Genomic DNA, 25,575 nt, shown 5'->3' on the forward strand with positions numbered 1-25,575 from the left:
TTCACGGAGGCCGGGGCGGTAGCCGGTTCACCGGTGTGCGGGCGGGTTCGTGCCGGCCCGGGGGTCCGGTCGTTCGACCCGCACGGGGTCGCCGCGCACGAGGTCGTCGTGGATGCGCCAGCGGGCGGTGGTGACGGCCCGGCCCGCCGCCTGGTCGCCGTCGGCGAGGCGCCGCCGGATCAGCTCCAGGGCGATGCGACGGTTCTGGCTGAACTGCCGCTCGGTGTCGACCACCACCACGATCCCGGAGGGACGGTGGGTGGCCCGCACGGCGGTGCTGGCCTTGTTCCGGTGCTGCCCGCCAGGGCCGCCGGTGCGGCAGCCGACGATGTCGACGTCCGCCTCCGCGAACGACGTGTGCGGGGCGTCGACCTGGCAGGGGCCGGCGATGACGTACCAGTTCTTCCGCCCGGCCCGCGCCCGGTAGGGGCTCGGCGCCTGCCAGCAGAGGGTGCCGGTCCACGAGCCGGCGAACTCCTCGGCGCCCCGCCCGGAGATCCGCACCAGGATCGACCGGTAGGTGCCGGGCCGGTCGCCGGGAACGGTCTCGACCCGGGACGTGCCCAGGCCCCGCCGCAGTGCCTCCGCCTCCAACCGGCGCACGAGCTGGGCGACGGCCCAGGCGCACTCCTGCGGGCCGCGCCCGGCCGAGACCAGCAGGTGGTACGGCGCCGGCGCCCCGCTCACGACCGGCCCCGGCCGCGGCGGTGTTCCGGCCGGTCCCGTCGCCCGGCCGGCCGGGTGTTGCCACCCCGGTCGATCGTCTTGTACGTGACCAGCGGCACCGTCGTCGCCGCCGGGGTGGCGAGGCCGTGCTCGACCAGGTCCCCGACCACCTGCTCGATCCGCTTGTACGCCGTCGGTGCCTCCTCGAAGAGGAGCTGCCGGTCGCCGCAGACCACCAGCGACCCCACCGGGGTGCGGCGGAGTTCCTCGACGGTGTGCTTGGCCCGGCCCCGGCGCAGCGCGTCGGCCCGGGACATCTTGCGGCCGGCGCCGTGCGCCACCGAGAAGTTGGCGTGCGCCCCCGCGTGGGCGGCGACCAGATAGGAGCAGGTGCCCCGGGTACCGGCGATCAGCACGTCCTGCCCATCGCCCGGCGCCGCTCCCTTGCGGTGCAGGTACGCCCCGTCGCGGACCTCGACCAGGTTGTGGCACTGGTCCACGATCGGCTCGGTCGGCTCGGCGCCCAGGGCGTGCAGCACCCGGGCGGCGAGAAGCCGACGGTTGACCGATCCCCAGCGCACGGCGGCGTCGTGCAGTTCCAGGTAGCCGGCCGGGTCGTCGGCGGGGCCGGCCCCGTGCCGCTCGGTGTGTGCCCGCAGGATCCGCTCGCCCAGCCCTCGGGAACCGCTGTGCACGATGAGCACGAGGTCGTCGGCGGCGAGCCCGAGCCGGGCCGCGTGGCCGGGGTCGAGGACGGTCTGGATCCGCGCCAGCTCCACGAAGTGGTTGCCCCGGCCCACCGTACCCAGGCCCGCCAGGTGACCGGCCGGGATCTCGTCGTCCACGACGGCCCAGGCCGGGTCGTCGGCATCCCGGTCCGGGTCCAGGGCGACGTCGAGGTCGGGGAACCGGCGGGCGATCTGCTCGGGTACGACCCGCTTCAGGTCGACCGGGAAGACGGCGATGCCGCAGCCGATGTCGGAGCCGACCAGGAACGGGTACAGCACGGTAGAGGCCATGGCGGCGCCGATCGGGGCACCCTTGCCGGGATGCAGGTCGGGCATGCCGGCGACGGAGACCATGCCGTCGAGGGCGGCCACCTGGTGGCACTGGTCGACGGCGTCGGACTCGATCCAACTGCGCTCGGAGGCGAAGACGGTGACGGTGGCGGACCCGGCGGTCGGCGTGGACTCCGGCCGGGAATTCTGCTGTGACAAGGACGCTCTCTTCGAAAGAAGGGTAGGGACGGACGGCGCTACGGCTCACCCCGGGCGCGCGACGGCGCGGCACGGGGCTCGGCTCACCTGGTAATGCCCGTCAGAACGTCATGCCCCCACCCTGGTCGTACCCGCCACGCGCGGCAACCGGTTTTCGGCGTCTGGCGCCCGGAGCCGGGACCGTTCCCGGGCTCCGGTCTTCGGTCTCCGCGTCCGGTGGGCCGTTCGCGGCCGAGCCCCCGCGCGACGGACCGGCCTGGCATGATCGTCGATTGTTCACGTCGGTGTCACGGGCTATCCGGAGGCGAGCATGTCCCTACGTCGTACGGTCGCAGCGGTGGTGGCGGCCGCCCTGGTGGTCGCCGGGACGGTGCTGCCGTCCACCCCGGCGGTGGGCGCCGTGGCCAGCGGCGCGATCTTCAACAACCCGACCGCGACCGCCGAGCAGTACCGGATCGTCGACCACATCCGGGGGCTGGTGCAGGGCGCCCCGGCGGGGTCGACCATCTCCATCGCGATGTACCACTGGACGTCCACCTCGGTCGCCGACGACATCGTGGCGGCCCACAACCGCGGGGTGAACGTACGGCTCGTCCTGGACTACCTGTCGGAGCAGTACCCGGCGGTGGGCACCATGCGGGCGACGCTGGGCAGCAACCGGGCCAACCGGTCGTGGCTGGTCTTCTGCACACAGGGCGCGGCATGCATCGGCAACTCCGGCTCGCCGATCATGCACAACAAGTTCTTCCTCTTCTCCAGCACGTCCGGCTCGAACAACGTGCTGGTGCAGAGTTCGGCGAACCTGACGGTCAGCAATGCCACGGCGTACTGGAACAACGCCGTGACCCTGGTCGGAAACGCCGGCCTCTACAACGCCTACCTCGACTACTTCGGCGACCTGGCGGCAAAGGCCAAGAACGGCGACTACTACCGCACGGTCGGCAGCGGCAACGCCAAGGCGTACTTCTTCCCTCGGGCGGGGTCGGACCGGGCCACCGACACCATCTACAACATGCTCAACGAGAACGTGACCTGCGAGGGCAACACCACTGTCGGTACCGAGACCGGTCGGACGATCATCCGGATCGGGATGTGGTATTTCAGCCGGAACGGCATCGCCGAGGAACTCCGCTCGCTGGCCGACCGGAAGTGCTGGATCGAGGTCGTCTACACCACCATGGACGCCGACGTGCTCCGCATCCTGGGCGGCCACTCCCGGATCGTCCTCTACCGGATCAGTGGCGACTACATCGTGCACTCCAAGTACATGCTGGTCGAGGGCACCTATGCCGGTACCCGGAACAGCAAGTGGGTGATGACCGGCAGCCACAACTACACGAACGCGGCGCTGCGGGAGAACGACGAGGCGCTGCTCCGGATCGAGTCCGCGACGATCCACGACCAGTACCGGTCGAACTTCTGGGCCCTGCGCGCGGCGGCCTCCTGACCCGACTCCGCCGACCGGGGTGGCCGCAGCGGCACCCGGCGGCTGAGATCGTCGGCGGCAGCGCGGCGCCCGGCGGTCCCGGATCTTCCGGGACCGCCGCTCGCGGTCGACCTGCGGGGGCCATCGGCGACGCCGCGCTCGACGTCACGGCGTGCGCCGCCCCTGCTCGCTCCGGCGTCATCCGGGCCGCCTGACAGTCGCGGCAAGGCTCGGCCTTGCAGACGCGGCAGGGCTCAGCTTGTCGCCGCCGGGTGTCCCCGCCAGTCCTCGACCGGGGTGTACGGGACCGGCGCGGGCCGCTCCGCCACGGTCGTCAACTCGATCCGCCGGCCCTCGGCGGCCGACCGGAGCAGCGCGGTCATCGTCTCCAGCACGTGCAGGGCGAATCCGCCACCGGCGCGCGGCGGTCGCCGATCGTCCGCCCGGACCAGGTCGATCAGGCCCAGCCCTCGGGAGCCGTCGGCGTAGCCCGCCCGTGGTTCGAGCGCGCCCCAGCCGGTACCGCCGAGCGGGAAGAGCCGGACCTCGCCGTCGAAGCGGTTCGGGTCGGGTACGGCGAGACTGCCCGTCTCACCGTGTACCTCGATCGGTGCGGCCGTCGTCGCCACGCCGTCGAAGCTCGTCGTGATGGTGGAGAGGGCACCGTCGGCGTGTTCGAGTACACCGGTGACGTGACTGTCCACCTGGACCGGGACCCGCTGGCCGGTGCGCGGGCCGGAGCCGATGACCCGCTCGGTGCGCAGCCGGCTGCCGGCGCCGACCACCGCGCGTACCGGCCCGAGCAGGTGGATCAGGGCCGAGATGTAGTACGGCCCCATGTCCAGCAGCGGGCCGCCGCCCGGGGCGTAGTAGAAGTCGGGGTGGGGGTGCCAGCGCTCGTGCCCGGGGGTGACCATCACGGCCGAGGCGGAGAACGGTCGCCCGATGAGGCCGCCGTCGATCGCCGCCCGGGCGGTCTGGGTACCCGTGCCGAGGACGGTGTCCGGCGCGCAGCCGAGGTGGACGCCGGCCGCCGCGGCCCGCTCGACGATCGTGCGACCCTCCGGGAACGTGACGGCGAGCGGCTTCTCGACGTAGACGTTCCGGCCCGCGTCGACCGCGGCGAGCGAGAGTTCGGCGTGCGCCGCGGGGATCGTCAGGTTGAGCACGGTCCGCACGTCGGGGTGGTCGAGCAGGCGCTCGACGCTGCACGCCTCGGCGTCGGGCAGTTCGGCGGCGACCGCGGCCGACCGGGCGGCGTCGAGGTCGGCCACCGCCGCGATGCGCAACTCGGCGTGGTTCGCCAGTGTCTCCAGGTACGCCCGGGAGATGACCCCGAGCCCTACGATGCCGACGCCGTGCGGGTCGCCCACACCATCCCCCTCTCGATGACGGTACGCACGCTCGGGTGCTCCAGCACGTCGAGGCTGTGTCCCGGGGTGGTCACGACGATCCGCCCGGCACCCCAGTGCCGGGTCCAGATCGCCGGCGAGGTGACCGGCCGGTGCCACGGGTGCCACTCGCGCGTCGGATGCGTCGTGGTGGCCAGCACGTCGATCAGGTCGTCGTGCAGCACCCAGTACTGCTCGGTGACCAGGTCGAAGTCCTCGATCCCCGCGGTGATCGGATGTTCCCGGCCGAGTTCGGTGATGTTCACGGTGTGCGGCAGGAAGTTGTCGGCCTCGCCGCCGTGCCGCTCGCACGGCTCCTTGCCCGGATGGGTGGCGAACTGACCGCCCACCAGGTGCAGGTAGTCGGATGAGGCCCGGAACGAGTCCGCGATGCCGCCGTGCCAGCCGGTGAAGCCGGTGCCGGCGACGACGGCGGCTTGCAGGCCCGCCAACTGCTCCGGGGTGATCTGCGACATCGTCACGCACTGCACGACGAGGTCGGTGTCGGCCAGTTCGGCGGCGTCGGCGTAGATCTCCGTCGACTCCTCGACCCGTACGGCGTAGTCGTTGCGTTCGAGGAACGGAATGAACAATTCGGTCGCCCTGACCGGCTGGTGTCCCTCCCATCCGCCGCGAACCACCAGTGCCCTGCGCTGCGCCACGCTCACTCCCTCTTCCGCCCGTCACCGGGCAGGCTCGCGCCGCCGGCGAGGCGGTGTGTACCGCCCACGCCCGGGCTTGTCGATCACTGAAACCGTAGCCGCCCGACCTGCGACGGTCACGGTGATCTACGCCCTTGTCGAGGCATCGCGGTCGGTTCGCGGCGGGGCGGGTCCTGCGGGAGCGTCCGGAGGCGGCCGGCATCTCGCCGAGGATCCGCACCACGGTCGGCCCGATCCCGTACACCGCCAGCGACTCCGCCTCGCTCAGCCGGGCGAGGAGCCGCCCGGGGCCAGCCGGGTGGATCGCAGGATGTGCAGCGCGCGCGGGAAGTCGCGCAGCCGCTCCGCCATCAGGTCGAAGGCGTTGTCCACGGTACGCAGCGGCACCTTCCGGCTGGCGAGCACCTCGCCGAGCCAGCCGGCGAAGTCGGCGAAGAGGGTGCCGTCGTCCACGTAGACCGCGGCGGCGAGCGTGTCGACGATGTAACCGAGATCCGCGACGGTGGCGTCGAGTTGCGCCGGGGTGTACCGCGCGACGTCGGGGATCCGGGCCACGCAGAGGTCGATCAGCTCGACCCGGGCGGCGACCAGGCCGGCGTACTCGGCGTCGTCCACGTCGACGACCGCGGACGTGTGCCAGGCCGGCAGGGACATTCCGGCCAGCGCCGTGGAGGCGGCCCGGGCGTCCCGGACCCACGGTACGCCGAGCCGCGCCGCCCACCGGCCGTCCGGCCCGAACCCCCGGCCGCCGACCAGCACCGGCACGTCGCTACGCCGGCACGCCTCGACGAACCGGGACGCGTGCGGCAGCCGCATCGGCAGCGAGCAGCCGAGCGCCACCGCCCGGGGATCGTGCCGGTGCAGGTAGGAGACGAGATGCGCGGCCGGCACGCTCGCGCCGAGGAAGGTCACGTCCCAGCCGTCCAGCCGGAGCACCTCGGCGACGAGCCGGGCCGGCAGCGCGTGCCATTCGCCGTCCATGCAGGCGACCACCACCCGGTCCCGGTACGGCCGTTGGCGTACGGCCGAGGCGACCGCCGCGACCACCCGCTCGCTGACGTGGGTCGCGGCGTGTTCCTGGGCCACGCTCCACTCGTTGCGCTGCCACCACTCGCCGACCTGTGCCTGCGCCGGTGCGACCAGCGAGAGCAGTACGTCCTCGGGGGCGACGCCGCGCTCCAGCAGCTCCAGCGCCAGGTCGATCGCGCCGTTCTCGTCGGCCTCGTCCAGCTGGCGCAGGTAGTCGGGGTAGGCCTCCTGCACCGCCCGGTCCAGGACGGCGGTCACGGGACCACCCGCAGGTGTCGCGCCGCCGCGCCGGGTGGTACGGCCCGGATCGCGAAGACGGCGATGTCGTCGTGGTCGCGCCCGCCGAGCCAGTCGCCGCAGACCTGCTCCACCCGCTCGGCCAGTGCCGGCGCCGGCATGCGGGAACAGCCCTGGAGCGCCTCGACCAGCCGGGTGGTGCCGAACTGCTCGCCGCGGATCCCGCCGCGCGCCTCGGTCACCCCGTCGCTGAACAGCAGGCACGTCTCGCCCTGGCCGAGTTGCACGGAGATCGAGGCGATCCGGGGGTCGGGCACCACTCCGACGAGCATGCCGCGCAGCTCGATCGACTCGACCCTGCCGTCGGTGCGCAGCACCAGCGGTGGCAGGTGCCCGCCGCTGGCCAGCGTCAGCGACAGCCCGCCGGACGGTGCCGGATGCGCCCGGCCGAGCACCATGGTGGCGAAGCGGCCGTGCCCGTGCGCCCGGGTGGTCTCCAGCAGCGACCCGTTGAGCAGCGAGATCAGCCGAGCGGGATCCGACTCGATGCGGCGCAGCGCCTGGATGCCCTGGCGGATCTGGCCGGTGAACACCGCCGCGTCGACTCCCTTGCCCGAAACGTCACCCAGGAAGAAGAGCGTGCTGCCGTCAGGCTGCGCGTGCGCGCCGTAGAAGTCCCCGCCGATCCGCAGCGAACTCTGCGCGGGCCGGTAGGCGGCACCCCACTGCACGCCCGAGACGGGCGGCGGGTCGGTCGGCGCGAGGCTGGCCTGGAGCGTGTCGGCGATCTCGGCCTGGTCGCGGTAGAGCACCGCCGCGTCGAGCGCCCCGCCGGCCCGCGCCGCGTAGCCGCGCAGCAGCTCCAGGTCGTCCCCGTCCAGCTCGCCGCCCTCGCGTACCACCAGCAGTGCGCCGGTCGACGCGGCCCGGCCCGGCAGTGGGACCACCCGTACCGAGACCGAGGCGGGGGCGCGGCCGTCGAGCCAGCCGATGTCGGCGCACTGGTCGGCCAGCCAGTCCACCTTGGAAGGCTCGGCACCCTGCCACGCCTCGAGCACCGCCGGCGGTAGCTGGTCGGCGGTCAGCAGGCCGCCGTCGACCGCGTGTCGCTCGCCGTCGACCAACGACGCCCGCCACCACCGGACCCGGCCACGACGCGGTGTCAGCACGATCACGGCGACCTCGCCGAGCCTGGGTACGGCGAGCCGGGCGGCCGCCCGGGCGGTCCGGTCCTCGTGCAGCGGGTTGCCCAGCAGCTGGCTCGCGGTCTCCAGGAACCGCGCCCGCCCTCGTTCGGCCAGCAGGGCGTCGGAACGGGCGATGGCGTCGGTGACGTCCTCGACGTACCAGACGGTGCTCGCCACGCCGCCGATGTTCAGGTTCACCTGGCGGCACCGCACCCGGCGGCCGCCGAGGGTCAGTTCACCCGGGACCAGCGCCGGTACGCCGGAGCCGGCGAGGGTCCGGCCGACGGCAAGTCCGGGCAGAAGGTGACCGGCGGGTTGGCTGAACCCGAGGACGACTCCGGAGGAGTCGCACACCACGACACCCTCACGGAAGTTGTCGACGACCTCGTCACCTAGCGTTGCCGCTTCGACCACGGAAGGTACAGACGACTGCGTCGTGCTCGCGCCGTTCGGCGCCGCCCTGGGAACCTGGCGACCGCCCGACTCCCAGCCGGCGAGATTGGCGGTGTTCACGCGAGTCGTACTCCTGTCCTCGGCCTGCGTCCCACCCTACGCGGTTACTTGTCACCCGGCATGTATCGACGACCGCGGCCCTGACCTCGGCGATCGCCGAGGTCGTCCTGTCGGGCACCACGGGCGCCGGTGTCTTAGAGTTGGACTGGTGTGCAAGCTCGGAGGTGACTAGTTGGATCAGGCGATTCCGGCACCGATACCGCTGACGATCGACGTCCACCAGGGCGAGCACACCATCGTGAGGGTCAGCGGTGACCTCGACTTCCCCTGCGCCGAGCTGCTGCGGACCGCGCTGGCCTCCGCACTGGGCTCCGCGCCGCGTGCGCTGACCGTCGACCTGGAGCGACTGACCTTCGTCGACAGCACCGGCCTGGCCGTCCTGGTGTACGCCTGGAACTGCGGCCGCGAGTCGGGCATTCCGGTCACGGTACGCCCGATCCCGCCGTTCCTGTCGGCGACCCTGGAGATCATGGGCCTCACCGAACTGCTGGAGCGCGCGACGGAGAGCCCGGAGTCCTCGGACGAGGCGGCCACCGCCTGAGCACCGCCCGCCGGTCGACGCCGCCGCGCGGAACGCGGTGCGGTTAACCGCACCCCTGTTGGGGAGACAGCCCGGCTGCCCCGGTGGCCCGGCTGCACCAGGGTGGATTCATGACCACTCCCACGGGTGCATCCCGCCGCCTGCTGCTGGGCACGGCCCTGGCGACCACGGTGACGACCCTGCTGCCAGCCGCCCCGGCGGCGGCGACCAGCGAGACCCGGGCGACGCTGCCGGTCCCCTCGGGACGGCAGCAGATCGGTACGGTGCCGCTGCACCTGGTCGACCGGTCCCGGCCCGATCCCTGGGTGTCCTCGGTGCCGTACCGGGAGCTGATGGTGAGCGTCTGGTACCCGGCCTCGGCTACCGGGCGGCCGATCGCCCCATACATGTCGCCGGGCGCGGCCGAGCGGTTCGACGCGGTGACCGCGCCGGGGCACGGTGTCCCGCCGGGCCGGCTCGACTGGGCGGCCATCCGCACACATGCCCGGGAGGGCGCGCCAGCCGACCCGCACGGCGGGCGGCGGCCGGTGGTGCTCTACTCACCCGGCTCCGGCGATCCCCGGACCTGGGGCACGGTGCTGGTCGAGGAACTGGCCAGTCGCGGGTACGTGGTGGTGACCGTCGACCACACCTACGAGTCGCCCGGTGTCGAGTTCCCGGACGGCTCGGTGCGGGGAAACGAGCCGGTGCTGACGGCGTTCGCGCGGGCCGACCGGGAGGGTACGGTGCCGGCTCTGCTGGAGAAGATCCTTCGGGTACGCGTCGACGACACCCGGTTCGTGCTCGACCGGCTCGCCGCGCTGCCGGGCGGGCTGTCCCGGGTCGTCGACGTGCGCCGGGTCGGCATGTTCGGCCAGTCCGCGGGCGGGATCACCGCCGCCCAGGGCATGTACGAGGACCGGCGGATCATGGCCGGCATCGACCTGGACGGCACGCTGGAGTACAACCGCGAGCCGAACGGCACGAACCTGATGCCGGTGGCCGTGCACGGCCTCGACCGCCCGTTCCTGCTGATGGGCCGGCACGGCAGCGACCACACCAGCGAGCCGTCGTGGCGGGCGTTCTGGTCCCACAGCGACGGCTGGCTGCGCGACCTGACCCTCGTCGGCTCCCGCCACCAGACGTACACCGACCTCGCGGCGCTCCTGCCGCAGGCCGACGTCGGTGCCGAGGTCGTCGAACGCAGGATCGGCACCGTCGCCCCGGAACGGGCGGTGGCGGCCCAGCGGGCGTACGTGTCGTCGTTCTTCGACCGGTGGTTGCGCGGCCACGACGACCATCTCCTGGACGGCCCGTCGCCGGGTCATCCCGACGTGGTGTTCGTACCGTGACCGGCATGCCCCCGGTGACCCCGACACGGTCCGTCGTACCGCCCCGGTGGACCGGACCCGTCACCGATGTGGTGGCCACGGTGCTGCGGGCACCCGTCGACCCGGCCACCTGGCGGCTGCTCGGCTACGCGCTGCTCGCGGTACCGCTCTCGGTGCCGGTGTTCCCGCTGGCGCTGCTGGGCCTGGTCGCCGCCGTGTCGTCGCTGGCGATGGTCGGGCTGCCGATCCTGGTCGCGGTGCTGCGGGTCGCCCGCGCCACGATCGTCTACTTCCGCTGGCCGGCCCGGTCGCTGCTCGGCTGGGACTGGGCTGCGCCGCCGACGCTGCGCGGCCGTGGTCCGCTGGACCGGGCCCGGGCGGTGCTCGGCGATGCCCCGGCCTGGCAGGCGCTGCTCTACTGCCTGCTGAAGCTGCCGCTGGCGGCGCTGACCGGCTATCTCGCCGGGCTGGCGCTGCTCGGCGGGGTGTACTGCCTGACCTGCCCGGTCTGGTCCATTCTGGAGGCGACCCGGTTCGGGCCGGTCGAGATCGGCGCCTGGACGCAGAGCTGGTACGTCGCCGGCACCGGGGCCGGCCTGCTGCTGCTCCTCCCGTGGCTGCTGCGCGCGCTCGTCGGGCTGGACCGGATACTCATGGCAGCGCTGCTCGCACCGGGGCCGGCACGGCAACGGATCGCCCGGCTGGAATCCGACCGGGCGGTACTCGCTGCCGACGCCGCGACCACCCTGCGGCGGGTCGAACGCGACCTGCACGACGGCACGCAGGCCCGGCTCGTGTCACTGGGCATGATGCTGTCCCGGATCGCGCACCGGGTCGACCGACTGCCCCGGGACACCGCCAACCCCGACGGGCTTCCCGCCGAACTGGACGCCCTGGTCGGCACGGCCCGGGACGCCGTCACCGACGCGCTCACCGAACTGCGTGACATCGTGCGCCGTGTGCACCCGCCCGCGCTCGACGACGGCCTCCCCGTCGCGTTGACGACCCTCGCCACCCGCAGCGGCCTGCCGGTCGAGGTCTCCGTCGCGCTGGCTGGTACCCCGTCGGACGCGACCGCCACCACCGTCTACTTCACCGCCGCCGAACTGCTCGCCAACGCGGCCCGGCATGCCGGGGGCGCCCGGGTCCGGCTCCGGCTCGACGAGCACGACGGGCGGGTCCGGCTGGTCGTCGTCGACGACGGCCCCGGCGGTGCGGCGCCGAGCCCTGCCGGCAGCGGACTCACCGGGCTGTCCCGGCGTGCCCGCGCGCTCGGCGGAAGCTTCGAGGTGGTCAGCCCGGCCGGCGGGCCGACCACCGTCACGGTGACGCTGCCGAGGGAGGGCTGAGCCCGATGCGTACAGTCATCGCCGAGGACAGCGCGCTGATGCGTGACGGTATCGCCGCCCTGCTGACCGACCACGGCATCGCCGTTGCCGCGACCGTCGGTAATGCCGACGACCTGCTCGTCGCCGTCGCCGCGCACCGGCCCGACGTGGCGATCGTCGACGTACGGATGCCACCGACCCACACCACCGAAGGGCTCCGGGGGGCGGCGGCCATCCGGCGACACCATCCGGACACCGCCGTACTGGTCTTCTCGCAGTGGATCGAGACCAGCTACGCGCGGGAACTGCTGCGCGAGAACCCGACCCGGATCGGTTACCTGCTCAAGGACCGGATCGTCAGCACCGGCGACTTCGTCGAGCAGCTGCACCGGCTCGCCGGTGGTGGCACCGTCCTCGATCCGGAGGTGATCCGGCAAATGCTCAGCACACCCACCGTCGACCCCGGGCTGGCTCGACTCAGCGATCGCGAGCGCGAGATCCTCGGCCTGCTCGCCGAGGGTCGTTCCAACCTCGCCATCGCCGCGCGCCTGCACCTCGCCGGACGGAGTGTGGAGAAGCACGTCACTTCGATCTTCGGCAAGCTGAGCCTGCCGCCCGCCAGTACCGACCACCGCCGGGTGCTGGCCGTGCTGCGCTATCTGGACGCGCACCGGGACTGACCGCCTCCTGAGGTCGGCTCCCGGGCCGGTTCGTCCGCGGACGGCAGCCAAGAGCAGATACGCCGGATTCGGCAGGTACGGCGGGAGCGGCGCCGGGAGATTGGCCCATCACATCGAAGTTGATTAATCTGATGACCATGACGGTCCCGATGCGTCGCAGGACAATGACAGCCGCCCTTTCCGCAGCCCTGATCCTCAGCGGCGCGGCGGCGATGCCGCTGCCCGTCGCCGCCCGGTCGGGCGGGCCGGCCGTGGCGGGCACACCAGGCCCCGGCAGCGGACCGGACGTCAGCCCGCCACTCGTCCCGGCCAACCCCCGGACGATGTTCGGAGGCCAGACCCTGACGCTGCTCTGGGACGCCTCCTCCGACGACCGTGGTGTCACCGGGTACGAGATCTTCTCCAACGGCCGCAGGTTCGCCACCACCAGCGGAACCAGCCACACCATGCCGGTCCCGCCGCCGATGATCTTCACCTTCGGCATCCGGGCGCTCGACGCCGCCGGCAACTCGTCGCCGTTCGCCATCATCAAACTGGGCTCGCTGCCGGACAGCGTCCCCCCGGACATTCCGGCCAACCTGCGGCTCACCGGCCCCCGCGACGGCTACTACCGGCTCAGTTGGGACCCCTCCCGAGACAACGTCTTCGTCGCCGGTTACCAGGTGCGACAGACCGGCACCGCCACCGCGACCACGCTGGTCGGCGGCACGTTCGGCTACGGCGTCTCGCGAGGGTTCGGCGAGTACCTGTTCGAGGTACGGGCCTTCGACAGCTCGGGCAACTACTCCGCCCCGGCGCGCATCGGGATCGCCGTCGACCCACCGCCGCCGACCCCACCGGCGGCTCCGGTGCCGTAATCGGCCGGTGTCCGGGACCGGTCGCGCTGCCGCCGGGTACGCCTTCCAGCAGTGGGATGGAGGTGCCGGCACACCTGGGGCCGGCGGTCGAGGCATAGCCGGATGCCGATTGACAAAGTTTGGTAACCAAACTTAATGTCGGCTCTCCGGGGGCACTGCGACGCCCTCCCCTGCGGCGTGCCCCATCACCTTCCAGCGCCGGAACCCAGGCAAGGAGTCCCATTGTGAGTCTGCAGAGCACGGTGCGAAGAGCCCGATGGCGGGTCGGTCTGGTCGCGGCGAGCGCCGCCGTACTGCTGGTCTCGGGGGTGACGGTGGCAGTCAGCGCCCAGGCGGCCGCGGGCTGCCGGGTGGCGTACTCCACCTCGGCGCAGTGGTCGGGTGGCTTCACCGCCAACGTCGGGATCACCAACCTCGGCGACCCGGTCAGCGGTTGGAGCCTCGTCTGGACCTTCCCGTCCGGTCAGCGGGTCACCCAGGCGTGGAACGCGAACGTCACCTCCTCGGGCAGCCAGGTGACCGCGACCAACGTCAGCCACAACGGCACGATCGCGACCAACGCGACGGTGTCGTTCGGCTTCAACGGCTCCTGGACCGGCACGAACACCGCGCCCACCTCGTTCGCGCTCAACGGCGTCACCTGCACCGGCGACGTCGGCGGGCCGACCGGCCAGCCGACCACCCGGCCGCCGACGAGCGCGCCGCCGACCACCCGGCCGCCGACCACCCCGCCCCCGGCCGGCAACGCCATGGCGGCGGTGGCCGCGATGCAGCCGGGCTGGAACCTCGGCAACTCCTTCGACGCGGTCGGCGCCGACGAGACCGCGTGGGGCAACCCCCGGGTGACCGAGGCGCTGCTCGACAACATCCGGGCGCAGGGCTTCAACAGCATCCGGATCCCGGTCACCTGGAGCAACCACCACGGCGCGGCGCCGAGCTACACGATCGACGCCGCGTGGCTCAACCGGGTACGCGAGGTGGTCAACTGGGCGCTCGCCGACGGCTTCTACGTGATGATCAACATCCACCACGACTCGTGGCAGTGGATCAACACGATGCCGACCGACCGCACCAACGTGCTGAACCGCTACAACGCGCTCTGGACGCAGATCGCCGCCGCGTTCCGGGACGCCTCACCCCGGCTGACCTTCGAGAGCGTCAACGAGCCACAGTTCACCGGCAGCTCCGGCGACGCCCAGAACGCCACCCTGCTGCACGAGCTGAACACGTCGTTCCACCGCATCGTCCGGCAGTCCGGCGGCGGCAACGCCACCCGGCTGCTGGTGCTGCCGACCCTGCACACCTCGGCCGACCAGCCCCGGGTCGACGAACTGGTCAGCACCTTCAACACGCTGAACGACCCCAACCTGATCGCCACCGTCCACTTCTACGGGTACTGGCCGTTCAGCGTGAACGTCGCCGGCGGTACCCGCTTCGACGACACCGTGCAGCAGGACCTGACCGGCGTCTTCGACCGCGTCTACAACGCGTTCGTCGCCCGCAACATCCCGGTCATCATCGGCGAGTACGGGCTGCTCGGATTCGACCGGCACACCGGCACGATCGAGCAGGGCGAGAAACTGAAGTTCTTCGAGTACCTCGGCCACTACGCCCGCAGCCGCAGGATCACCACGCAACTCTGGGACAACGGGCAGCACTTCGGGCGTACCTCCTTCCAGTGGAGCGACCCGGAACTCTTCGCGCAGATCAGGTCGAGCTGGACCACCCGTTCCGGTACCGCGTCGAGCGACCAGGTGTACGTGCCGCGTACCGGCGCGATCACCAGCAAGAGCCTGACGCTCAACCTGAACGGCACCACCTTCCAGGGGTTGCGTCAGGGCAACACCGACCTGGTCAACGGCACCGACTACACGGTCTCCGGCAACACCCTCACGCTCACCGCCGCCGCCGTCACCCGGCTGGTCGGCTCCCGGGCGTACGGCGTCAACGCGAACATCCAGGCCCGGTTCTCCCAGGGCGTGCCGTGGCGGATCAGCATCATCACGTACGACCCGCCGGTGCTCTCGAACGCCACCGGACCGGCCAGCTCGTTCGCGGTGCCCACCCAGTTCCGGGGCGACCAACTCGCCACCATGGAGGCGAAGTACGCCGACGGCAGCAACGCGGGCCCGCACAACTGGACCTCGTTCAAGGAGTTCGACGTCGCCTTCGCCCCGAACTACAGCGCGAACTCCATCACCCTGAAGCCCGAGTTCTTCGCCGAGGTGAACGACGGGCAGCGGGTCACCCTCACCTTCCACTTCTGGAGCGGCACGACCGTGACCTACTACGTCACCGAGTCGGGCGGGAACGTCACCGGTACGACGTCGTGAACGGCGCCGGGGTGTCGGGGCAGCGCCCCGGCACCCCGGCACCACCATCCCTACCGCATCACCCGCACGCCGAGGGCCTCGTCGAAGAGATCCGCGACGCTGAAGGCGGAGACCGAAGCCCCGTTCACCTGGGCGTTGCCCACGTGCGTGCCGTACGCCACGGTGCCGACGAACCAGGGCCCACCGCTGTCACCGACCTGGGTGATGTTGTCCCGTACCGCCACCTGCCGGTGCGAGGTGCCCCGCCGGTCGGTGATCGAGACGTCCAGGTCGGCGATGAACGAACAGCGGCGCAGGCCGGTGCTCTGCCCGAAGACACACGCCTGGTCTCCGATCATCATGTCGGCCAGTGCCCGGACGCCGGTCACGTCCCGGGTCTCGGTCGAGCCGGCGACGAAGTCGTCCGTCACCGGTACCCCGGAGGTCGTCGACCATTCGACGTCACCGAAGTCTCCGAGATGTTCGTCGAAGAGGTTGAGAGGGTGGCGGGCACCGTTGTGGGCCGCCTCGCTGTTGTTGCAGTGCGCGGCGGTCGTCACGCCGACGAATCCCCCGGGACTCACCGAGAACCCGGTGGTGCAGATCAGTCCCGCACCGGGCCGGGTGGTGGGCATCCCGCCGAACAGGCTGGTCTGCCGGATGTTGGCCGGGCCCTCGACGACGTCGAGGTCGAGCCCGGTCCGCAGTGCCTCCGGCAGCGCCGTGCCGACCGTGGCGGCCCGCAGCCCGGTACCCGGCTCGGCCGTGACCGTCGCCCTCACCTGCCCGGAGGTGATGTCGGCGGCCGTGGTGACGGAGGTGTATCCCAGCGCCTTGAGGTGCCCGTGCACCGCCCTGGACCGGTCGGCCAACTCCCCGGCGGAGTACGGCTGGCCGTCCACGATCCGGATCGGCACCCCGGAGGCGGCCACCATCGTCCGGACCAACTCCGGGGCCACCCCCTTGACCAGGAACGTGGCCGCCTCCCCCGCTGTGTCGGGGAGGACCGCGCCGACGTACGTGTCGGGCAGTCGCTTCGCGAGCGCCCGGTGCACTGGGCGTACCCGCTCGGCCAGCTCGTGCCGGGCGCGCGCCTGGGCCAGCGTCCAGCCCTGTTCCTTCGCCATCGTCGCCAGGTCGGCCGCCAGGGCCTGGGCCTCGGTCTGCCGGGTCAGCCCGACCGGCTCCGCCTGCGCCGTGCCGGACAGGGCGAAGGCCGGCGACGGTTGCCCGGTCGCCGAGGCCAATCCGAGCACCACTGCGGCGACCACTGCCATGCCGGCTCTCGATGTCATCGTCGGATCCTCCCTGACTGGGTGCGGCACACGCGGCAACCTCGACCGGCCACGCTAGGCCGCACACCACTCGCCGAAGGGTCTGACTGGACACCGTTGGACAGGGTTGGACACCGGGCGCCGCCGGTCGCCGCCTCGGCCGCGCACCGGGCTCCGCACCGGGCAGCCGGCCCGGTGCACCGGCGCCGGTTCCGGTCTCCGGACTCGTCGGGGCGTGGACGCAGGCTCGGTCAGCCCGCCGCCGGCGTACCCCTTCCGGTCACCGCGCCGCGGCCGCCGACCAGGGCGGATGCCCGGCCCTCCGCCCGGGCCCGGTCGAGAAGCTCCGCCAGCCGCCGCCGACGCCGCCGCCGGAGGGTCCGGAAGGCGAGACCCACGGCCGCGAGGAGGGCGGCGAGGGCCAGTTGCGGCCAGGGCAGCGTCCACGCCGTCACGGTCGCCGAGCCGGGCCGGATCTCGGCACCGGCCGGGCCGCCGCCGAGGACTGCCGGGGTCACCCGGACGCTCGTGCGCAGCGAGCCCAGCGCCCAGACTCCGTCGACCCGGACCTCGACCTCGCGGTCACCGCCCGGCAGCAGCTCGCCGGCATCGGCCGGGACATCCTGCTCGGCCAGGCCGAAGGGTCCGGCGGTGACCACCCGGCCGGTGCCGGTCACCGCGACGTTGCCGTCGTTGGCCGTGGTGTACCTGACCCGGACGGTCCCGGCCGCGAAGGGATTCCAGGAGTACCGGTAGCTGGCGGCGAGTCCGACGACCGCCAGGCTCGCCGCGACCGTGCCGCTGACCCGGGTCATCACCCGGAACCCGACCCGGCTCTCCACGGCCACCGTGCCCCCGGCGCTGGTGACCGTCGCCGCGATCCCGGCGGGATGGTCGCCGGGCGTGGCGTCGCGCGGAACGGTGACGGTGAACGGCACCACGCTGGTCGCCTTGGCCCCGACGGTGACCCGCGGCTGCACGTCGATCCAGGTGCCGCCGTCGGAGGACGGGCGGTCGGAGGGGAGCATGTTGAACCGCCCCCGGTCGGTGAGGTAGCCGTCGGCCGCCTTCAGCGAGAAGACCACGGCGGCGTCGCCGAAGTTCCGCACCGCCAGGTGCTCGGTCACCACCTGGCCGGGGTCGAGCGTGTGCTCGATCCACCGCCTGCCGTCCGGACCGTGCTGGTCGGCCGGCTGCACCGCCCAGGTGACGGCTGGCCCGGCCGGCTCCGCCCCGGCACCGGTGGGCGCGACCGGCACGGTGCCGAGCACCACGACCAGCACGGCGAGCAGCCGAGGCAACGTACGGATCATGACGGGATCCTTCCCGCAGGGGATGTGCTGGGAGCCGCCGGCCCGCGGCCCCCACCCGTGCCTCACTCGAACAGGGAGAGCGTCAACGTCGAGGCGTACTCGCCGGCCGCGACGTCCACCGGGGTGCGCAGGTAGAGGTCGGCGTCGACCGAGTACGAGTCGCCGGCCACCGCACCGGAGTCGAACGTGGAGACCAGCAGTTCCTGGTCGACCAGACCGACGTTGTTGCCCGGCTGGGTCGGCTCGTCGAGGACTGTCACCACCTCCTCGCCCTCGCTGACCTGGCCGGTGTCGCCGCCGTCGAGCAGGCGCGGCTTCCAGCCGAGGTGTCCGGCACTGATCGGCGCCTGACCGGCGCTCCCGACGAAGTCGGTGGCGCTGCCGAGTACGGCCCAGGCGGCGCCCTCGGGCACCTCCTCCGGGGTACGGGTGTCGGAGACCGTCACCGTCGGCAGGGTACCGACGAACTGGCGTACCAGCAGGGTCGAGCCGTCCTCGGCGAGCGCGACCGAGTCGGCGGCGATCGACAGGGCGAGTACCCCCGGTTCCTCGATCGCCTCGATCTCGACCGTCACCTCGACGTCGGCGCTGTCGCCCGGCTCGGCCACGGCCGGCGAGGGCAACGCCATGGTCCCGGCCAGTACGAGACTGGCCGCGCCGGCCGCGACCAGCCGGCCGCGATTCGATGTGCTCATGCGATTCTCCGTTGCTGGCGTGGTTGGTGGGGATGGCGGAGATCAGTCGGCGCAGCCGACGGCAGGGTGTCCGGCGGCGATCTCCTCGCCGTCACGGGCGGGGGGGGGGGGCCCGGGGGGGGGCCCCCCCCCCCCCCGGGCCCCCCCCCCCCCCCCCCCCCCCTGGCGGGGGGGGGCGGGGGGGCCCCCCCCCCGGGGGGGGGGGGGGGGGGGGGCGGGGGGGGCGCCCCCCCCACCCCGGGGGCTAGCCGCAGTCGAGTGCCCCGTAGGGCGTGCGCAGCTGCGCCGTCACCGGCTGGCCGTCGACGGTTCCGCTGGCCCGCACCGTCGCGGTCCCGGCCGGCACCGCGCTGGTACGGGCGTTGAACGCCTGGTAGGCGGCCTTTCCGGGAGCCACCTCCGCGACCGTTCGCGACCCGTACGGCGTGACCAGCGCGATCGTCAGCGGCACCGCCTCGGCGTTGACCGCGTTCACCGAGAGGTAGGCGTTGCCGCCGATGCACTGGGTCCGGGTCTGCACCCGGACGTCCCAGGCCGGCTCCTCCGGCGGGTCGCCGACGGTCAGGGTGAGGGTGGTCCGGGTGGTACCGGCCTCGCTGACGTAGTCGGGCAGGACCAGGTTCCCGATCACGGTGTACCGGCCGGGGGTGTCGACGACGCTCTCGTCGAAGTCCCAGTCGACCCCGATCGCCTGGTTGTCCCGGGACCCGTCGTTGTAGGAGACCTCCACCCGCTCCGGCAGGTACGGCAGCTCGCCCACCTCGACGTCCTGCTGGAACGTCTCGGCACCCTGGATCGAGATGCCGCCCGGCGCGGTCTCCGGCCGCACGTAGACCCGAGCCTCGGCGATCAGCCCGTACGCGTCGTTCGTGCCGTAGACCACGAACGGCTCGACGTTGGTCTCCGCGACCATTTCCGGGGTGATTTCCTGCCAGTCGAACCCGACCTTGCCCCGGGCACCGCTGGCGTAGACGCCGTCGAGTTCGCCCGGCAGGGCGGGCACCTGGCCCACGGTGGTCCGGATCAGCACCGGGGACCGCACCGACTCGACGGTCTCGCCGTTGGCGCGCCAGCGCAGCACACCGGTACCCGCCCCGCTGCCCTGCACCCCCCAGATGCGGATCCGCAACCGGCTGGTGGTGATCGGCGCGAAGTCGAGGTGGTTGTAGGTGTTGGTGGCGAGCGCGTCGGCGTACGCGGACCCGTTGGTCAGGGTGACCGGGGTCCAGGTGGTGCCGTCGGTGGAGGACTCGACGGCGTACGTGGTGGCCGTCGGCCGGCGGGTGCCGCCGTTGTCGTCGTACCAGTAGACGTCGGTCGACGACAGCCGTACCGGCGAGGTCCACCGGTACTCGATCCACGCCTCCCGCTCCGGGCTGGTGCCGTTCTGTGGCAGGTTCCAGTTGCCCCAGCCGTTCCCGGCGCCCGGGTTCGAGTTGGCCGGGGTGCTCGGCTCGTTGACCCGCTGGTGGTTCTCCCAGGATGCGGTGCCGCTGGTGGTGATCGCCGCCGTCGCACCGAACTCCGCGACCACCTCCCGCTCGGCGAGGGTCACCGCCACGGTCGCCTCGGAGCGCTTCTCGCCGTCGTCGGCGAAGAACCGGAACACGTAGTCCCCGGCGACCGTGCCGGTGACCCGGGTCGCCGTCGCCGACGGGTCGGCGAAGATGACGGCCGCGCCCGCCGGCTTGGCGACGGTCTCCCAGCCGGAGCGCAGTTCCTCGTCGTACGGGACGCCGTCGTCGGCGGCGGTGCCGACCAGCCGGGTGGAGAGGTTCCCGTCCGCCGAACCGTCCCGGGTGGCGGTGACCGCCGGGGCCTGGTTGGTCACGTCCGGCACGTCCCGGCCGGAGTCGAAGACCTGGATCTCGGAGACCGCGGTGAAGAAGGTCGGGTTGTTGGTGAAGGCGATCCGCACCCTCTCCGACGTCACGGTCTCGAAGAGCGCCTCGTTGAACTTCGCCGACGGTACGGTCGGGTTCTTGAACTGGCCCGGCACCTCCCGCCAGCCGCCGTCGCCGTCGGGCACCTGGATCCACCAGCGTGCCGGCTCGCGGTAGCCGCCGGCCTGCCGGTCACTGACGAAGAAGACCTTCACGTTGTCGAAGGACTTCGCCGCGCCGAGGTCGAGTTCGACGTAGCCGTTCCTGTCGGTGGTGCCGTAGTTGCCCCAGTACGGTTCGTTGGCGGTGACGCCGTCGGTGACGGCGGCCAGCGAGACGGGTCGCTCGGTCTCGGAGATCGCCCCCGGTGTGTGGTTCATCGAGGTGCTGCTCCAGCCGGGCGTGTGGAACTGCCGCCACGGCGTCGGCCGGACACCCTGCTGGGTGTAGGAGGAGCGCAGCTCGGCACCGGTCGCCAGGTTCGGCGCGTCCTCGGTGAGGTCGATGCCGGCCGTCTTGAGGTATCCGACGACGCGGTCGTCCTGCACCGGGGTCTGGACGGCGGTCGGGAAGTCGGTCCCGGTGGCGGCGGTGAAGGTGACGGTCACGCCGTCGGCGGCCTGCACCTGGTTGGTGTTCGGGTCGTAGGTCAGCTTGCCGAGCTTGTCGGTGCTGACCTTCCGCTCGCCGTTGAGGAAGAGGCTGTAGCCGGCGCCGAGGCCGTACTTCGTGCCGTCCGGGTCCCAGACGACGGTGACGTCCTGCCCGTGGTAGCGCAGATTGTTGACCATGAAGTGGTCGTAGCCGAACCGGATCGGCCACAGCTCGATCTTGTCGTCGGAGCGCGGCTGGAGCCCCGCCATGTCCTCGACGAAGATGTAGCTCATGTTGCCGAGCATCACGTGGTTCGGGTTGTTCCGGTTGTAGGTCCTCGTGGTCGGGTTCCAGTTGGAGTAGTACTCGGCCTGGTTCGGCGCGCGTACGTCCGCGTTCGGGTAGATGCTCCAGGCCATCCAGTCCAGCAGCCGCTTGGCGTACTCCGGGGTGATGTACTTCTGCTCCGGGTCGTAGTGCCGCAGCGCCGACCGGACCCCGCGGTACTGCACCGTGAAGTTGATGTTCGAGAAGTTGTTGGAGCCGCCGATCCCGTATGCCGCCCGGTCGTACTGGTTGGCGGTGTAGAACGGGAAGATCGGGAAGTTGTCGCCGTAGGTGAGGAAGCGGAACCCGTCGACGTATTTCTGCCACTGGTCGAACGGGATGAGGTTCTCGGCGTAGACGTCGTAGAGGTTCGACTCCTTCGCCGGGATCAGGGTGCGGGCCGGCTCCGGCAGCGGATTCGGCCGGCCGTTGGAGCTGGCCGCGCTGGTGGCGCCGTGCGACGTGCCGGCCAGGAACATCCGCATGTCCGGGCTCCACAGCCGGCCCAGGATCGCGTCGCGGATGCCGTTCGCGCTGGCCGCCATCTGGTCGACCTTGGCCTGGTCACTGCCGGCGATCTGGTGCAGTTGCCGGGCCGCGTCGAAGGCCCCCCAGACGTACGCCGACTCGGGGCGCTCGATCGTCCGCGCTCCGGGTGCCCCGGCGTTGGCCTTCGGGAAGCCGAACGAGATCGCGTCGGCGTCGTTGCCCGGCATGTAGTTGGTGTCGTAGGCGATCAGCTTGTCGTCGTTGCCGTCGTAGTGTTCGAGCTGCCCGACACCGTCACCGGCGAAGTAGTCGGCGAACTTCCGGGCGATCTCCTCGCCGCCGCCGTGCACGTTGTACGCCTCGAGCCCGGCGGTGCCGAGGTACTGCGAGTAGTGGTTGTTCCAGCTCGTGTGCCCGGGGCTGTCCAGGAACGCCGAGGAGCCGGAGAGTTCACCGATGTTGAGGATCTGCCCGTACGGCAGGTAGGGGGTGCGCAGCCACTTGGTGTCCTGGAGGTGCATCGGCTGGGTCAGCGCCACCGAGTTCTGGTAGAGGTGCACCCCCTCGATCGTCGTCGGGTACTGGTAGACGTGACCGGGGGCGTTCGCGTCGAGGCTGTTGTAGCGCTCGCCCCACCAGCGGTAGACGATCGCCTTCTCCAGGGCCGGATCGGGGACGTCGACGTACGGCACGTCCTGCGCCCAGCGCCGGTTGAAGTCGGTGATCCCGGTGCGGACGGCCTCGCCCGCCGGCATCCCGGCGTACCGCCGGTAGCTCTCGACGGTTTCCGGCAGGGTGGCCGAGGAGACCGCGCCGACGACGGAGAGCGAGACCCGGCCGCCGGCCGGCACGGTGACCTCCCGGTCGAGGTTGCTGCCGCTGCGGGTGAAGCCGGCGCCGGTGAGGTCGACCCGGACGGTGTTCCAGGCGGTGTCGACGAGACCGTTGTTGGCGCCGCTGGTGACGGTGCGGGTGCCGGTGAGTTCGGCGGCCCCCGCGCCGGGCTGGGTCGCCAGCGGCGACGCGGCGCGGACGGTGAAGGTCGCCGCCTGCTCACCCGGGTTACGCAGGTCGACGGCGGTGACCGCGACGTTGTCGTAGGTGATGAACTTGGTCAGCTCGGCGGTGACCCCGGTGCTGCCGATCGTGTACCGGCCCCTGGCGTGGCTCGGTGCGTTGAACCGGTCGGCGCCGACCTCGGTGACCGACTGCCCCGGCACCGTGAGGGTGTAGAGGTTGCCGAGGTTGTTGGGGCCGCCGACGAAGGTGTTGCCGGCGAAGCCCATCACGGTGAAGTTGCTGTTGTTGGCGCCTCGCATGTAGAGCGAGCGGCCCCGGGTCATCAACACCGCCGAGCCGAGCGTGCCGTGCACCCCCAACACCCGGTCGAGGTAGTAGTCCGTGCCGCCGGCCGCGAGGTCTCTGTCGAAGATGGACTGGTACATGCTCGACGCGGTGAACGGCACGCCCGGCTTGAGCTGCTCGGCCACCTCCGCGACGTTTGTGTAGACCGGGTCGCCGATCTCCATGACGTGGTGCTGCCCGTCGGTGTAGACGCCCACGTCGCCCTCGTTGCCGGGCAGGACCGGGGGCGCGGCGTGCGCGGGCGAGGGCGGGCCGACCACCCCCGCCACGACGAGCGCGGCGAGCGCGGCCCAGGTGGGCGCCCTCCTGGTACCTCTGTTGCTCATCTCGTCCTCCTGGTGGGGGTTGGCGCGGTCAGCTCGTCGGGATCCAGACCCGCATGGTGGACGGTCCACGGTTCGCCCAGGCGTGGTACGGAACCAGCGGAACCTCGACGAGGTCCGCCTCCGTCCCGGCCACCGACCCGGCCCCGCCGTCGCCGTAGGGCCAGTCCCGGTCGGGCGGGTCGAGGCGCCGGCAGCGCACCACCACCCGGCTGCCGGCCATGCCGGGTGGCCGGCTCACGTCGACCCGGAGGTCGTCGACGCTCCCGCCGCCCGGCAGGTCCACCGACTCCACCGCGTACACCAGCGGGCCGCGTTCCACCGCGACGCAGCCGCGGACCGCGTCGATGCGCGGGTCCGGGTAGCTGAACCGGGGCGCCATGGGCAGCCGCAACACCACCTCGTCGCCGGCCCGCCAGACCCGACGCTCGGTGGCGTAGCCGGGGCGTACCGGCCGGGTCCGGCCGTCGACGGTCAGGGTCGCGCCCTGCTCCGCCCAGCCCGGCACCCGCAACGCCAACGTCCACGGACGGTCGTCGGCACCGTCGACCCGCACCCGGATCTCCCCGTCCGCCGGGTAGCCGGTGGTGACGGTGATCCGCCGCTCCGCCCCGTCCCCCGGGCGGTGCACGACCGTACCGGACGCGTACTGGTGGAGCTGGAGACCCTCGTCGTCGGTGGTCGCGACGTACGCCGCGAGGCTCGCCATGGTGCGCGCCACGTTGGTCGGGCAGCACGACACCTCGTACCAGGGAGCCCGCTGCGCGGCGGCGGCCCGGATGCTGGGCCGGTCGTCGTCCGGGACCGTGCCGGGCTCCCGCCGGTGCAGGGTGTTGGTGTAGAAGAAGCTCCGCCCGTCGGCCGCCGGTGACGTCGACACCACGTTGAAGAGGGTCCGTTCGATCAGGTCGGCGTACCCGGAGTCGCCGCAGGCGAGCAGCAGCCGCCAGGCCAGCATCACCGACCCGACCCCGGCACAGGTCTCCGAGTAGGCGCGGTCGGGCGGCAGCACCCAGTCCTCGCCGAACGCCTCGTCCTGGTGCCGGGAGCCCTGCCCACCGGTGACGTACGTGCGCCGGGCCACCCCGGTCCGCCACTGGTCGCGTACCGCCTTGAGCAGGCCGGGGTCGTCCGTCTCGGTGGCCACGTCGACCGCCCCGGCGGCGAGGTAGTTCGCCCGGACCGCGTGCCCGCGCAGCGCCGTCGCCTGGCGTACCGGGGTCTCGTCCTGGAAGTACTCCCGGCGCCACTCCACGTCGCCGAGCCGACCGTGGCCGCGCCGCTCGACGAAGAGCGCCGCCTGGTCGAGGTAGCGGTCGTCTCCGGTGACCCGGGCGAACTCCGCCAGCGCGGGCTCGATCTCCGGGTGCCCGCAGAGACCGTCGATGCCGTCCGGCCCGAAGGTCTGGCAGATGTTGTCGGCGGCCTGCCGGGCGATCGCCACCAGCCCGTCGTCCGCGTCCGGCCGGGTACGCGCCCGCGCGACGGCGGCCTGGAGGAGGTGGCCGACGCAGTAGAGTTCGTGGCCCCAGCGCAGGTCCGACCAGCGCGGCGGCTGACCGGGGTGCCCGAACCTGGTGTTGAGGTAACCGTCGGCGTCCTGGGCCCGACCCACCCGCCGCACGACGGCGCGGAACCTCGCCTCCAGTCCCGGGTCGTCGCTGCGGCCGATCTCCCAGGCCATCGCCTCCAGGAACTTGTAGACCTCCGAGTCGGAGAACTCCCGCCCCCGGCGCCCCCCGGCCAGGTCGCCGCCGTCGGCCACCAGGTCGAAGTTGCGGATCCAGCCCTCCCGTTCGAGCCAGTGCGCGATGTGGTCGAGACTGGCCGCCGCGTTGACGGACTGACGTTCGGCCCAGAAGCCGCCGGTGATGCGGACCTCGTCCAGTCCGAGCGGCCGGAGCCGCCCGCGGCTCGGCAGGACGGGGGCCGCCGTGGAGGCGCTGGATGCCATGG

At 72.3% G+C, this 25,575-nt stretch carries 18 protein-coding genes; 7 read left to right on the forward strand and 11 right to left on the reverse strand.

The window, feature by feature from the left end:
* Window positions 1-27: 27 nt before the first annotated feature.
* A complete protein-coding gene (gene prfH, locus V1634_RS19390) occupies window positions 28-687 on the reverse strand; it encodes a peptide chain release factor H (RefSeq protein ID WP_331209284.1) in 660 nt (219 codons plus the stop codon).
* Window positions 684-1,883, reverse strand: coding sequence for an RNA ligase RtcB family protein (locus V1634_RS19395; RefSeq protein WP_331209285.1), 1,200 nt, complete (start codon window positions 1,881-1,883; stop codon window positions 684-686). Before V1634_RS19395 ends, prfH begins: the two co-directional genes overlap by 4 nt.
* 310 nt (window positions 1,884-2,193) lie before the next feature.
* Here V1634_RS19395 and V1634_RS19400 point away from each other — a divergent pair, with 310 nt between their 5' ends.
* The gene (locus V1634_RS19400) at window positions 2,194-3,330 is read left to right on the forward strand and encodes a phospholipase D-like domain-containing protein (protein WP_331209286.1); all 1,137 of its coding nucleotides are present in this window, start codon (window positions 2,194-2,196) and stop codon (window positions 3,328-3,330) included.
* Between the two features lie 233 nt (window positions 3,331-3,563).
* Here V1634_RS19400 and V1634_RS19405 read toward each other — a convergent pair whose 3' ends face one another.
* From V1634_RS19405 to V1634_RS19420, 4 genes are all read right to left on the reverse strand, one after another.
* Window positions 3,564-4,682, reverse strand: coding sequence for a Gfo/Idh/MocA family protein (locus V1634_RS19405; protein ID WP_331209287.1), 1,119 nt, complete (start codon window positions 4,680-4,682; stop codon window positions 3,564-3,566).
* Window positions 4,652-5,362: a ThuA domain-containing protein gene (locus V1634_RS19410; RefSeq protein WP_331209288.1), complete on the reverse strand. Its 711-nt coding sequence runs from the start codon at window positions 5,360-5,362 to the stop codon at window positions 4,652-4,654. Before V1634_RS19410 ends, V1634_RS19405 begins: the two co-directional genes overlap by 31 nt.
* A 264-nt stretch (window positions 5,363-5,626) precedes the next feature.
* A complete protein-coding gene (locus V1634_RS19415; protein ID WP_331209289.1) occupies window positions 5,627-6,649 on the reverse strand; it encodes a cobalamin B12-binding domain-containing protein in 1,023 nt (340 codons plus the stop codon).
* Window positions 6,646-8,169, reverse strand: coding sequence for a PP2C family protein-serine/threonine phosphatase (locus tag V1634_RS19420; RefSeq protein ID WP_331209290.1), 1,524 nt, complete (start codon window positions 8,167-8,169; stop codon window positions 6,646-6,648). Before V1634_RS19420 ends, V1634_RS19415 begins: the two co-directional genes overlap by 4 nt.
* A 331-nt stretch (window positions 8,170-8,500) precedes the next feature.
* Between V1634_RS19420 and V1634_RS19425 the strand changes: the two genes are divergently transcribed.
* The 6 genes from V1634_RS19425 to V1634_RS19450 all read left to right on the forward strand — a co-directional run bounded on the left by V1634_RS19425 (window position 8,501) and on the right by V1634_RS19450 (window position 15,377).
* Complete coding sequence (locus V1634_RS19425; protein ID WP_331209291.1) at window positions 8,501-8,869, forward strand: STAS domain-containing protein; 369 nt, start codon at window positions 8,501-8,503, stop codon at window positions 8,867-8,869.
* Window positions 8,870-8,979: 110 nt separating this feature from the next.
* Entirely contained in the window at window positions 8,980-10,200 is a 1,221-nt protein-coding gene (locus V1634_RS19430; protein WP_331209292.1) for an alpha/beta hydrolase family protein, read from the forward strand.
* A gap of 5 nt (window positions 10,201-10,205) precedes the next feature.
* On the forward strand, window positions 10,206-11,528 hold the full coding sequence (locus tag V1634_RS19435) for a sensor histidine kinase (protein WP_331209293.1): 1,323 nt from the start codon (window positions 10,206-10,208) through the stop codon (window positions 11,526-11,528).
* A gap of 5 nt (window positions 11,529-11,533) precedes the next feature.
* Window positions 11,534-12,187 (forward strand): response regulator transcription factor, encoded by a 654-nt coding sequence (locus tag V1634_RS19440; RefSeq protein WP_331209294.1) that lies wholly within the window; start codon window positions 11,534-11,536, stop codon window positions 12,185-12,187.
* A gap of 149 nt (window positions 12,188-12,336) precedes the next feature.
* A complete protein-coding gene (locus V1634_RS19445) occupies window positions 12,337-13,044 on the forward strand; it encodes a fibronectin type III domain-containing protein (protein WP_331209295.1) in 708 nt (235 codons plus the stop codon).
* 224 nt (window positions 13,045-13,268) lie between these two features.
* Window positions 13,269-15,377, forward strand: coding sequence for a cellulase family glycosylhydrolase (locus V1634_RS19450; protein WP_407951813.1), 2,109 nt, complete (start codon window positions 13,269-13,271; stop codon window positions 15,375-15,377).
* A 50-nt stretch (window positions 15,378-15,427) separates the two neighbouring features.
* Here V1634_RS19450 and V1634_RS19455 read toward each other — a convergent pair whose 3' ends face one another.
* The 5 genes from V1634_RS19455 to V1634_RS19475 form a co-directional block, all read right to left on the reverse strand.
* The gene (locus V1634_RS19455; RefSeq protein WP_331209296.1) at window positions 15,428-16,651 is read right to left on the reverse strand and encodes a chymotrypsin family serine protease; all 1,224 of its coding nucleotides are present in this window, start codon (window positions 16,649-16,651) and stop codon (window positions 15,428-15,430) included.
* 230 nt (window positions 16,652-16,881) lie between these two features.
* The gene (locus V1634_RS19460) at window positions 16,882-17,943 is read right to left on the reverse strand and encodes a COG1470 family protein (protein ID WP_331209297.1); all 1,062 of its coding nucleotides are present in this window, start codon (window positions 17,941-17,943) and stop codon (window positions 16,882-16,884) included.
* 62 nt (window positions 17,944-18,005) lie between these two features.
* A complete protein-coding gene (locus V1634_RS19465) occupies window positions 18,006-18,638 on the reverse strand; it encodes a hypothetical protein (RefSeq protein ID WP_331209298.1) in 633 nt (210 codons plus the stop codon).
* Between the two features lie 244 nt (window positions 18,639-18,882).
* Complete coding sequence (locus V1634_RS19470) at window positions 18,883-23,622, reverse strand: Ig-like domain-containing protein (RefSeq protein ID WP_331209299.1); 4,740 nt, start codon at window positions 23,620-23,622, stop codon at window positions 18,883-18,885.
* A gap of 28 nt (window positions 23,623-23,650) precedes the next feature.
* Complete coding sequence (locus V1634_RS19475) at window positions 23,651-25,573, reverse strand: glycoside hydrolase family 127 protein (RefSeq protein ID WP_331209300.1); 1,923 nt, start codon at window positions 25,571-25,573, stop codon at window positions 23,651-23,653.
* Window positions 25,574-25,575 lie beyond the last annotated feature (2 nt).

Origin of the sequence: Plantactinospora veratri, assembly GCF_036421995.1 — a bacterium.
Classification (GTDB): domain Bacteria; phylum Actinomycetota; class Actinomycetes; order Mycobacteriales; family Micromonosporaceae; genus Plantactinospora; species Plantactinospora veratri.

What these genes read in the sequence shown, in the direction of transcription:
- V1634_RS19400 (WP_331209286.1), top strand. Translation starts at nt 2,194, where the DNA reads ATGTCCCTACGTCGTACGGTCGCAGCGGTGGTGGCGGCCGCCCTGGTG.
- V1634_RS19430 (WP_331209292.1), top strand. Translation starts at nt 8,980, where the DNA reads ATGACCACTCCCACGGGTGCATCCCGCCGCCTGCTGCTGGGCACGGCC.
- V1634_RS19435 (WP_331209293.1), top strand. Translation starts at nt 10,206, where the DNA reads ATGCCCCCGGTGACCCCGACACGGTCCGTCGTACCGCCCCGGTGGACC.
- V1634_RS19440 (WP_331209294.1), top strand. Translation starts at nt 11,534, where the DNA reads ATGCGTACAGTCATCGCCGAGGACAGCGCGCTGATGCGTGACGGTATC.
- V1634_RS19445 (WP_331209295.1), top strand. Translation starts at nt 12,337, where the DNA reads ATGCGTCGCAGGACAATGACAGCCGCCCTTTCCGCAGCCCTGATCCTC.
- V1634_RS19455 (WP_331209296.1), bottom strand. Translation starts at nt 16,651, where the DNA reads ATGACATCGAGAGCCGGCATGGCAGTGGTCGCCGCAGTGGTGCTCGGA.
- V1634_RS19460 (WP_331209297.1), bottom strand. Translation starts at nt 17,943, where the DNA reads ATGATCCGTACGTTGCCTCGGCTGCTCGCCGTGCTGGTCGTGGTGCTC.
- V1634_RS19465 (WP_331209298.1), bottom strand. Translation starts at nt 18,638, where the DNA reads ATGAGCACATCGAATCGCGGCCGGCTGGTCGCGGCCGGCGCGGCCAGT.
- V1634_RS19470 (WP_331209299.1), bottom strand. Translation starts at nt 23,622, where the DNA reads ATGAGCAACAGAGGTACCAGGAGGGCGCCCACCTGGGCCGCGCTCGCC.
- V1634_RS19475 (WP_331209300.1), bottom strand. Translation starts at nt 25,573, where the DNA reads ATGGCATCCAGCGCCTCCACGGCGGCCCCCGTCCTGCCGAGCCGCGGG.